This is a genomic window from Streptomyces sp. NPDC005774 (assembly GCF_042871645.1).
Taxonomy (GTDB): domain Bacteria; phylum Actinomycetota; class Actinomycetes; order Streptomycetales; family Streptomycetaceae; genus Streptomyces; species Streptomyces pratens.
Map to the genome: position 1 here is coordinate 1 of NZ_JBIAIV010000143.1, position 1,438 is coordinate 1,438.

The window sequence follows — 1,438 nt, forward strand, 5'->3', positions numbered from 1 at the left end:
AGGTGTGAGGCTCTGGTGCCGCCGGGTGGGGTTTCGGTCAGCCAGGCGTCGAGTCGGATGATGTTGATCGCGGTAGCGGCGAGGATGTTGCCGAGGTGAGTCTTGGGCAGGCCGGTGTAGCGGGTGCGGCGGATCCCGGTGCGGCGCACGGCTTGCGAGATGGTGCCTTCGACGCCCGCACGGATGTCGTACCGCTTCTTCCACTCGTCGGTCAGCTGCTCCTTGCGGCGCTGGGCCAGAACTTCTTGCTGCTCGCGGGGCAGGAGGGTCAGGCTGCGGCCCCACTTGCCGTTCGTGGCCGTGGTGCAGTTGGCCCGCAGCGGACAGGCCGTGCAGTCAGCGACGGCGAAATGGATGCGGGCCAGCGGGGTGCCGGTGGCCTTGCGCTGGTCGGACCAGCTGACGCTCGTTGCGCCCTGGGGACAGGTGACCTGCCGGCGTTCCCAGTCGACGGCGAAGGCGCTCTGGGCGAAGTGCGCCTTGCCCGACCTCTCATGGCAGGTGTCGAGCCCGACCGGCCCCACCAGGTCGATGCCGTGCTCATCGCGGGCGGTGACGATGTGGGCCGCGGTGACATAGCCGGCGTCCACATCGTGTTCGTCGGGCAGTAACTCCCGCTCCCTCATGCCCTGGTGGATCTCCTCGGTCATCTCGGTATCGGTGACCGTGGCGTCGGTAGTGGCCACGTGGGTGATCAGGTGCGGGGCGCCGGCATCGCACGTCTCGCTCAGGTGGGTCTTGTAGCCGCACCAGCCCGAGCCGCGCTTGGTGCCGTAGCGGGCGTCAGTGTCGTAGGGCGAGGACAGCCGGCGTCTGGCCGGCGGGAGGTCCTTCGCCTCCCGCCAGCGCACCCCCTCACCGTCGCGGTGGTACTGCTCCACCCAGGCCCGGCGCAGGACCTGGACGGCGGGGATCTGCCGAAGCCAGCCCGGGGCTGTGGGGCTGAAGACGGCCTCCAGAATGGTGAAGCCGTCCCGGCCGACCTGCTCAGCCCACGTGGTGCGGACGTTCTCCCCCTTGGGGAAGCGGTAGGAGTCGATCCGGGCGCCGTAGCGCTCGACCCAGTCGGCCGTGACCTGGCCTGCCAGCCATTGCGGGGCTGCTGCGGCCAGGGCCTCCAGCACCGCACGCAGGGTCTCGCCGACGAACTCCATCCGGTTCAACACCCGTACCGATGCCAGGACGTGCGTGGAGTCCGTCCGCTGCCGACCGCCTGCCCGCAGCAGCCCGAGACCGCAGATCCGCTCCAGAAGCAGGTCCAGGACCCTCTCCTCCAGGCCGTGCTCGATCAGCCGGGCACGGAAGTCGCCAAGGACCGTGAAGTCGAACCCCGGATCATCCAGTTCCAGGCCCAGCAGGAACTTCCAGTCCATCCGAGCCCGAACCTGCTCAGCGGCCTGCCGGTCGCTGAGCCCCTCCGCGTACTGCAGCACCGAGA

At 69.5% G+C, this 1,438-nt stretch carries 1 protein-coding gene; it reads right to left on the reverse strand.

Annotated elements, in window-relative coordinates:
* Positions 1-1,373 (reverse strand): IS1182 family transposase (locus ACFYQA_RS39505; RefSeq protein WP_388928680.1); only part of this gene is annotated, 1,373 nt, incomplete at its 3' end.
* Positions 1,374-1,438: the final 65 nt, after the last annotated feature.